Origin of the sequence: Sphingomonas sp. VDB2 (genome assembly GCF_047946695.1) — a bacterium.
GTDB lineage: Bacteria > Pseudomonadota > Alphaproteobacteria > Sphingomonadales > Sphingomonadaceae > Sphingobium > Sphingobium bisphenolicum.
This window is the reverse complement of record NZ_CP159616.1, coordinates 418,308-427,418: the sequence shown is the minus strand read 5'-3', so window position 1 is coordinate 427,418 and position 9,111 is coordinate 418,308. Positions and strand designations below refer to the sequence as shown.

The 9,111-nt window shown below is 64.2% G+C and carries 4 protein-coding genes and 1 pseudogene; 1 reads left to right on the top strand and 4 read right to left on the bottom strand.

Annotated features, from left to right (window positions below; all coding sequences use genetic code 11):
• Window positions 1-181: 181 nt before the first annotated feature.
• Window positions 182-2,833, top strand: a complete 2,652-nt coding sequence (galB, locus tag ABT375_RS20395) for a beta-galactosidase GalB (RefSeq protein WP_416465883.1) — start codon at window positions 182-184, stop codon at window positions 2,831-2,833.
• 41 nt (window positions 2,834-2,874) lie between these two features.
• On the opposite strand, the gene ABT375_RS20390 is transcribed toward galB, so the two are convergent.
• The 4 genes and pseudogenes from ABT375_RS20390 to ABT375_RS20375 all read right to left on the bottom strand — a co-directional run bounded on the left by ABT375_RS20390 (window position 2,875) and on the right by ABT375_RS20375 (window position 9,104).
• Entirely contained in the window at window positions 2,875-4,332 is a 1,458-nt protein-coding gene (locus tag ABT375_RS20390; protein ID WP_416464964.1) for a GH1 family beta-glucosidase, read from the bottom strand.
• A 14-nt stretch (window positions 4,333-4,346) separates the two neighbouring features.
• Window positions 4,347-6,665: a TIM-barrel domain-containing protein gene (locus ABT375_RS20385; protein WP_416465864.1), complete on the bottom strand. Its 2,319-nt coding sequence runs from the start codon at window positions 6,663-6,665 to the stop codon at window positions 4,347-4,349.
• A gap of 19 nt (window positions 6,666-6,684) precedes the next feature.
• Window positions 6,685-8,310: pseudogene (locus ABT375_RS20380) on the bottom strand (alpha-L-fucosidase).
• Complete coding sequence (locus ABT375_RS20375; protein WP_261937362.1) at window positions 8,307-9,104, bottom strand: SGNH/GDSL hydrolase family protein; 798 nt, start codon at window positions 9,102-9,104, stop codon at window positions 8,307-8,309. The pseudogene ABT375_RS20380 and the gene ABT375_RS20375 overlap by 4 nt, the downstream one beginning before the upstream one ends.
• Window positions 9,105-9,111 lie beyond the last annotated feature (7 nt).

The following is a 9,111-nucleotide window of genomic DNA, read 5'->3' as shown; positions in this document are numbered from 1 at the left end:
TAGAATGGCGATCGGCGACTGGGAAGCCGTGGCGATCACGACTTCCACTCTTGCCAAGGGCCATTCTATCGCTCAGAGTAATGATAACGCTACCAGATTGCGGAAGGTCGGGAGAGAGAAAATGGTGCAACTGTCCATCTCGTTGTCGCGAGGACGTTCCGTGAAGCGACAGGCGCTGGCCATGACGGCATTGGCCGCGCTGGGCGTGGCGGGCGGTGCCTCCTCCGCGTTGGCCGCGGACAGCGTATCGATCAGCCGCGACTGGCGCTTTATCAAGGGCGACCCTGTCGGCATCACCACCGACCTGCGCTATGACGTGCGCCCGCCGATCGACGATGCGGGCGACGGCAAGCTGGCCGATACCCGTCCTGACGAAGCCGTGAAGGTGGACGGCGGCGGCGCGCAGATATTGAAGCCCTGGATACTCCCCAGCGCCAATCCCTTCATCAAGGACCAGGCCAAACATCATGTCCGCCCGGCGGGCAATCCCGGTGGCGACCTGCCCTATGTGCAGGCTGGTTTCGACGACAGCGCATGGACCAAGGTGGATCTGCCGCACGACTGGGCGATCGCCGGTCCCTTCATCAAGGACGGCCCCTATGGCGGCATGGGCCGCCTGCCCAGCTGGGGCATCGGCTGGTATCGCAAGACGCTCGACATTCCGGCGAGCGACAGGGGCCAGTCGATCTTCCTGGATGTCGAAGGGGCGATGTCCTACGCCACCGTCTGGCTGAACGGGAAGCTCGTCGGCGGCTGGCCTTATGGCTATAACAGCTTCCGCCTTGACCTGACCCCCTATGCGGTGCCGGGGAGCAGGAACCAGCTCGCCATCCGGCTCGACAATCCGCAGGCTTCGGCGCGCTGGTATCCAGGTGGCGGCCTCTATCGCGACATCTACCTGACCACCGCGAACAAGGTCCATGTCGGCCAGTGGGGCGGCACGGTCCGCACCCCGCAGGTGAGCAAGGCACAGGCGACCATCGACCTCAGCCTGACCCTCGACAATGACGGCGACAAAGTGGCGCAGGTCGAAGTCGCGACCGCGCTCTACGCGCTCGACACCAACGGCAAGCGCACCGGCCGCCCGGTCGCCAGCATCCCGCGCCAGTCCACCAGCATCGCGCCCGGCGCCAAGGCGGTGCTGAACGGCAGCACGATCCTGACCAACCCCCGCCTCTGGGGGCCGCCGCCGACACAACAGCCAAACCGCTATGTCGCCATCTCCACCGTGCGCCAGGGCGGCAAGACGATCGACACCTACGAAACCCGCTTCGGCGTGCGCGACATCCGGTTCGATCCCGACAAGGGCGTGATCGTCAATGGCGAGCACATTCCGCTGCGCGGCGTCAACAATCATCATGATCTGGGCGCGATCGGCGCGGCCTTCAATCGTCGCGCGGCCCAGCGTCAGCTTGAAATCCTGCGCGACATGGGCGCCAACGCCGTGCGCATGAGCCATAATCCGCCCGCGCCCGAACTGCTGGAACTCACCGACCAGATGGGCTTCCTCGTCATGGACGAAATATTCGACAGCTGGGAAAAGAAGAAAACGCCACACGACTTCCACCTGATCTTCCCCGACTGGCATGAGGCGGACCTGCGGTCGATGTTGCGTCGCGACCGCAACCATCCCTCGATCATCCTGTGGAGCGTCGGCAACGAGGTCGGCGAACAATATGATGGCGAAGCCGGCGCGAAGATCGGGCGCGAACTGGTCGCCATCGCGCATGAGGAAGACCCGACGCGGCTGGCGACAGGAGCGATGAACTTCGCCAAGGCGGATATGCTGCTGCCCACCACGGTCGACGTCATCAGCCTCAACTATCAGGGTGCAGGTATTCGCGGCATCATCGGCCAATATCCCGCCTTCCGCGCCAAATTCCCCGACAAGGTCATCCTGTCCACCGAAAGCGCGTCGGCGCTGTCCAGCCGGGGCGAATATATGTTCCCGGTTGCGGGCGCGATCAGCGGTCCGGTACGGCCATGGTCTGGCGGCAATCCCGACACGCATCAGGTGTCGGCCTATGAACTGCACGCGGCCGATTTCGGCTCTTCGCCCGACCGCGTCTGGGCGGCGGACGACCAGAATCCCTATGTCGCGGGTGAGTTCGTCTGGACGGGCTTTGACTATCTGGGCGAACCGACGCCCTATTACACATCGCGCAGCAGCTATTCGGGCATCGTCGACCTCGCCGGTTTCCCCAAGGACCGCTTCTGGCTCTATCAGGCGCGCTGGAGGCCGGACCTGAAATTCGCCCATATCCTGCCGCACTGGACCTGGCCGGATCGCGTCGGCCAGATCACGCCGGTCCATGTCTTCTCTTCCGCGGACGAGGCGGAACTGTTCGTCAACGGCCAGTCGCAGGGCAAGATCAAGAAGCGCGACTATGAATATCGCTTCCGCTGGGACTATGTCGTCTATGCACCGGGCGAAGTGAAGGTCGTCACCTGGAAGGACGGCAAGCCCTGGGCGACCGAGATCGTCCGCACCGTGGGCGAGGCGGCGAAACTGTCGCTGACCGCCGACCGGTCGACCATCGCCGATGATGGCCGCGACCTCAGCTTCGTGACGCTGAAGGTCCTGGACAAGGACGGCCATGTCGTCCCTGCGGCCAGGCAGAAGATCGCCTTCTCGATCGAGGGGCCGGGGGAGATCGTCGCGACCGACAATGGCGACCCGACTGACCTGACCGCTTTCCCGTCGGCGAATCGCGCCGCCTTCAACGGCCTGGCGCTGGCGATCGTGAAGGCGGATCGGCCCGGCCGGATCATCCTGCGCGCCCGCGCCGAAGGCTTGGGCGAAACGCAGGTGGAGATCGGCGCGAAACGCTGAATTGGGAATGGGGCGGCCCATCGGGACCGCCCCGTGTCCCGTCACACCAGCCTGTTGGTGCGCACCAGTTCGCGATACCAGTCGGCGGACAGCTTGGGCGTGCGCTTCTGGGTCTTGAAGTCGACATGGTGGATGCCGAACAGCTTGGTATAGCCATCCTCCCACTCGAAATTGTCCATCAGGCTCCAGACGAAATAGCCCTTCACCGGAATGCCCTCGCGGGTCGCGCGCTGAAGGTGGGTCAGGTAATTGCGCAGATACATGACGCGGTCGGTGTCATAGACCTTGCCGTCGTCGGCCACCTTGTCGTCCGCCGAGCAGCCATTTTCGGAGATATAGAGGCCCTTGGGCTTCCAGTTCTCGGCTATGGCGCGCATCCCCCAATAGATGACCTCCGGCGTGACATAGAGCCAGGGGGAGGGCATGCGCGGCGCCTGACCCGGATGCGGCAATATCTTGTAGCCCGACGGCGCAGTCTCGTCGGCGCGGACGGTGTTGCCGGTGTAGACATTGACCGACAGGAAATCGAGCGGCGCGCCGATCAGCTTCATGTCGCCTTCCTTGACCACCGGCGCATCCTTGCCCTGCGCGGTCAGATAGCTGTCGATATAGCGGCCTTCCATGATCGCGGTGAGGAACATGGCGTTTTCCTCGCGCACGGCCTTCTTCACCGCCTCGATATGTTCGGGCGTCTCGATCGCGGGGACATAGATGTTGGGATTGTCGGCAATGCCGACCTGCGTGCCCGATTTGGTCGCGGCACGGATCGCCTGCACGCCCAGGCCATGGGCCAGCACGCCATGGTGGCGCACCTGATTGACCTCCTTCATCGGCAGCTTCAGGCCCGGCGCCTTGCCGCCGGTCATGTAGCTGAGGTCCGTGAAGCAGCGCAGTTCGTTGAGCGTCATGAAGTGATTGACGCGGTCGCCCAGCTTGCCGGCGGTGTAGCCGGCATAGTCGGCGAAGGCGTAGCTGGTGTCGCGATTCTGCCAGCCGCCCGGCAGGGCATGGGGCAGATCCCAATGGAACATGGTGACATGCGGGGTGATGCCCGCCGCCAGCAGCCCGTCGACCAGCCGGTTATAATAGTCCAGCCCCTTGGCATTGGGCTTGCCCCGGCCATTGGGGAAGATGCGCGACCAGGCGATCGAGAAGCGATAGGCCTTGACGCCCAAAGCCTTCAACAGGGCGATATCGTCCTGATAGCGGTTATAGCTGTCGCAGGCGATGTCGCCGGTGTCGCCATTGGCGACCTTGCCGGGGGTATGGGAAAACACATCCCAGTTGGTCTGGCCCCGGCCGTCGGCGTTCACGGCGCCTTCGATCTGGTAGGCGGCTGTGGCGCAGCCCCACAGGAAGTCGGGGGGGAAGGCGAGGCTGCCCTGCGGCGCGCCAGCGGCGGCGGCCTGCGCATGGGCGCCTGTCGAGCCGGCAAGGCCCGCACCCAGCGCGGCGGCGCCAAGCCCCATGCCCAGTTGGCGGCGGTTGATACCCGTCATGTCTTCTTGTCTCCTTATTGACCGACGATCTGCACCAGGCCGCTGATGGCCTGTCCGCTGGGCAGCTTCGTCTTGCTCGTCAGCGTCTTTGTCTTGTCGTCCCAGACCAGCTCGGCCTTCATCCCGCCCTTGCGATAATCATTGGTCGTGCCGTCATCGTCATAGAGGGTGAAGCGGGCATCGGCGCCGGGATAGACGCGGATGTTTTCCAGCGCCTGTTTCTCCGCCGTGCTCTTCACCTGCACGCCCATCGGCACGATCGACCCGGCCTTCACGAACAGGGGGATGCGATTGATCGGGGTATCCACGTCGATCGTCTGGCCGCCCTCGAACTTCTGGTTGGTCCAGTAGTCATACCAGGCGGTGCCGGCCGGCAGATAGACCGGGCGCTTGGTCTGGCCCTGCTTGGTCACCGGGGCGACCAGGAAGGCGGGGCCGAACATATATTGGTCGCCGATGTCCGACACCTTGGGATCGTTCGGGAAGTCCATGAACAGGCCGCGCATGAACGGCGCGCCGGTGTCAAAGGTGTGGCGGCCCAGCGCATAGATATAGGGCATCAGCGTGTAGCGCAGGCGCAGCCAGTCGGCCAGGATCGGTTCGGCCGCCTTGCCATATTCCCACAGCGCCGTGCCGGGGCGCTGGCCATGGATGCGCAGCGTCGGCGTGAAGACGCTATACTGGAACCAGCGGACGAACAGTTCGGGATAGTCGGGATAGTCCGCGCCCATCGCCGTCGCGCCGGCCGGATCGACCAGAATCGGCTTTTCCGCCTTGGGGCCGCTCGGCCACTGCCAGCCGCCAATGTCGCTGCCCCAATAGGCCAGGCCCGACGCGGTGAAGTTGAGGCCGGCGGGCACCTGCCGCTCCAGCGCTTCCCAGGTCGACTTGACGTCCGACGACCAGAACAGGCCGCCATTGCGCTGCGACCCCAGATAGGCGGCGCGCGCCAGGATCATGTTGCGGAAATTGGGGCGGTCGCGCTCCGATCCTTCGGCGACACCCGTGGTGTGCACCAGCGGGAACAGGTTGTGATAGCGGTCGCCCGATCCGATCGAATATTCATAGCCGTCGGGGATCAGGTCCGGTTCCGTCTCGTCCAGCCAGAACCAGTCGAACCCCTGTGATGCGATATTGTCGCGAATCTTGCCCCAGAACCATGTCCGCGCCTGCGGATTGGTGCTGTCGATCAGCGCACCGGCCCGGTCGGACCGCATCGGCAGGCCGTCGATGGGGTTGCCGTCCTTGTCGTGGAGGAACCAGTTCTTGGCCTTGAGAAGCTCGAAATAGCGGCCCTCGCGCTCGAACCGTGGCCAGACACTGATGATCGACCGCATCCCCATGGCGTTCAACTGGTCGTTCATCCCCTTGGGATCGGGGAAATAGCTGCGGTCGATGTCGAGCTGGCCCATCCGGGTCCAGTAGAACCAGTCGAGCACCATGATATCGAGCGGCAGATTGCGCTGGCGATAGCCATTGGCGATGTCGAGCAGTTCCTGCTGGCTCTCATAGCGCGCCTTGCTCTGGATCAGGCCGAAACCGGCCTTGGGCGGCAGCGGCGTCGCGCCGGTCAGCCTGGCATAGCCGGCATAGAGTTCGTCGGTGGTCTTGCCGGTGATGACGAAGAAGGAGACGCGCTCGCCGACCTGGCTCTGGAAGCGGGTCGTGCTGTGCAGGCCCGGCCATACCAGCGTGCGCGCCGGATTGTCCCAGACGATGCCATAGCCCTTGTTGGTGACGAGGAAGGGCACGCAGACCGTTTCGCCGGCCGGGGCGTCATAGCTGTGCGAACAGTCGATCTGCTTGCCGCGCAGATCCATATAGCCTTCCTGATTCTGGCCCAGGCCGTAATAATGCTCGTCCAGCGGCGCGTCGAAGCTGGCGCCGACCTTGAAGGTCTTCTCGCCATTGACCGTCACCGGCGCCATTTCCCAGCCGGTCATCCTGGTGAGGATATTGCCGCCGGCATCCTTCACCGACAGGCTGACCGGGGGCAGGGCAGGCGCGAAATAGCGCTCCATCTGCGTGGGCGCCTTGGGCCATGGCTTGGCATCGATCGTCAACGTCAGGGCGGCAGAGGCGAAGACATCGCCGCTCGCATCGGTGCGATGGGTCCAGCCTGAAGCATCCGCCTTCGCATTGGGGCCTTCGCCCGGCGCGGCCGATGCAAGGTCGGGGTCCATCGCGATCGTCACGCGCACGATATTGGGCGCATAGGGTTCGACCGCCACCCGGCTGCCATGGCGGTCGAGCAGCGCCATCGGATCGGCCAGCGCCGGCGCGGTGAGGCAGGATGCGCCCAGTGCGATCCATTTGAAGCTCTTTGCGATCATCCCTGTAAATCCCTGTATTTCAAACGAGGCCATGGCCGTCGATGCGGACGACCGGCACGAAATGGACGCCATGCGGCATGGTGAGATGGAGGCCCGCGCCATCCTGACGGAAGGCGACCGGACCACCGCCGAGCAGTGTCACTTGGCTGATTGTGCCGTCCACGTGACCCCGCGCCAGTGAGCGGATGGTCGTAGATCCCTGCGCCCGGCCCAGGAACAGCGCATAGAGCGCCCCCTTGTTGGTGGTGAAGCGGATGTCCTGCGCGGTGAAGGGCTTGGCCTTCTCCTCATTCTGCATCCCTGCGATCAGTTGCGTCGGCCCTTCGCCATAGACACGCCAGGGCCGCGACCCGAAGATCGCCTCGCCGCCATGCTCCATCCATCCGGCCATGCCGTCCAGCACCTTCTCCGTCTCGCTGTCGATGGAGCCATCGCCGGGCTGCGGGATCGAGAGCATGAGATTGCCGTTCTTCGACACGACATCGGCGAGGCGCTGGATGACTTCCTGCGCGCTCTTGTAGCTTTTGTCGTGCAGGCGCGCTTCATTGTAGAACCAGTCGCCGATGCAGGTGTCGGTCTGCCAGGGTTCGTCCCATAGATGGTCGGTGAAGCCGCGCTCCACATCCTGCACCATGCCGAAGCGCGCCTAGGGCTTGAGCTGCTTGCCGGTCAGCACCACGTCGATGTTGCCGTGCCAGTCGATCGACCGGTTATAATAGTCCGCCGCTGCTTCCAGCCCCACCGGGCCGAAAGGCAGTTCATGATCGTCCATATAGACCATGTCGGGCTTATATTTCGCAACCAGATCGGTCTGGCGCAGCAGCCAGCGAGTGACATAGGCCGGATCGTCCTTCGGCCCGGTCTCGATCCACTGGCCGTTATGGACGTCGTGCCATTTGTCCATCGCCTCGATCGTGTCGATGCCGTCGGGCAGCACGGCATGGCCGCCGGTATAAAGTTCCTGCGGGTCTAGGCCGTCCCACCATTTGTCGACGCCATCGGCCTTGCGCAGCGTATAAGCATCGTAGCGCACACCCTTTTTCGGGCCGACGGGGTCATAGCCATAAGCGGGCTGATACCAGTGCCAGGCATGGGCGGCATGGTTGGACACGCCGAACTTCATGCCGGCCTTGCGCGCGGCCTTTTCCCAAATGCCGACGATGTCCTTCTTCGGCCCGACGCGCAGGCTGTTCCAGGCATGATAGCGGCTGTCGTAGCAGTCCAGATTGTCGTGATGGCAGGCGAGCGCCATGAAATATTTGGCGCCGGCCTTCTGATAGCGGGCCATCAGTGCGTCGGGTTCCCATTTGTCGGCGGTCCAGAGATTCTGGATGTCCTTCATCCCCGCGACCGACGGATGGCCGTAAGTCTTGCGGTGATGCTCATACATCGGGTGGCCCTGCATATATAGGAAGCGGCCATACCAGTCGCCCTGCGCCGGCACCGATTGCGGCCCCCAGTGCGACCACATGCCGAGCTTCGCGTCGCGGAACCAGTCGGGATAGCGGTAATGGGCAACGAGCGAAGACCAGCTGGCCTGCACCGGCCCGCCCATCGTGCCCATGGGGCTGGCAGCGCGCGCCGCGCGGGCAAGGCCAAGCGCAGCGGTGCCCGCCAGGAAGGACCGGCGTCCCAGCATCGTCATTGGATTGCCCTCAACGCCTTGTCGATCGCCTGCCGCGCCAGCGGGCGCATGATCGCATAGCCTTCCGCTGTCGGATGCACACCGTCGGTGGACAGGCCCGGCTTCATCGCGCCGTCGGGCTGCGCCATGGCGGCATGATAATCGACATAGGTGAAACCCCGGCTACGGGCATAGTCGGCCAGCCACCTGTTGATCGCGGCGATCTGCGGTGCGGGTTGCAGACCCGGGCTCCAGGGGAAGGCGCCGGCGGGCGGTACGGAGGCGAGGACGACCTTGATCCCATGGGCATCGGCCAGTTCGGCCATGGTCTGAATATTGCCCAGCACCGTGTCCATCGTCGCTGCGCCCGTATTGCCGGCAATGTCGTTGGTCATCGCCATGATGTGGACGACCTGCGGTTTCAGCGCGATCACATCGTTGCGGAAGCGCACCAGCATTTGCGCCGTGGTCTGGCCACTGATGCCGCGATCGACCAGCCCGTCCGCGAACATCTCCGGATCGAGGTTGATCCAGTTGTCGGTGATCGAGTCGCCCATGAACACCGCGCGAACCGTCTTGCCTTCCAGCGCCTTGTTGTCGGCGGCATAACGGCATAGCTGCCCGAAATCGCGGGTCAGCATGTGAAGGTTCCACATCTTCCATTCCGCCTCGCTGGTCGGTTTGGGATGGGCCGGGCAGGGGCTGGCGACGATGCCGACCGGATCATCGACATGGGGATCGCCCGGCACCTTGCTGACGGCAAGGGCCGGGCCGGTCAGCGCCAGCGCGCAGCAGAAGGCGATAAGATGCCGCATCCTCTTC

Bases quoted from the DNA above. Each gene is read 5' to 3' on its own strand.
- ABT375_RS20390 (WP_416464964.1), bottom strand. From the start codon at position 4,332: ATGACGGGTATCAACCGCCGCCAACTGGGCATGGGGCTTGGCGCCGCC.
- ABT375_RS20385 (WP_416465864.1), bottom strand. From the start codon at position 6,665: ATGATCGCAAAGAGCTTCAAATGGATCGCACTGGGCGCATCCTGCCTC.
- galB (WP_416465883.1), top strand. From the start codon at position 182: ATGACGGCATTGGCCGCGCTGGGCGTGGCGGGCGGTGCCTCCTCCGCG.
- ABT375_RS20375 (WP_261937362.1), bottom strand. From the start codon at position 9,104: ATGCGGCATCTTATCGCCTTCTGCTGCGCGCTGGCGCTGACCGGCCCG.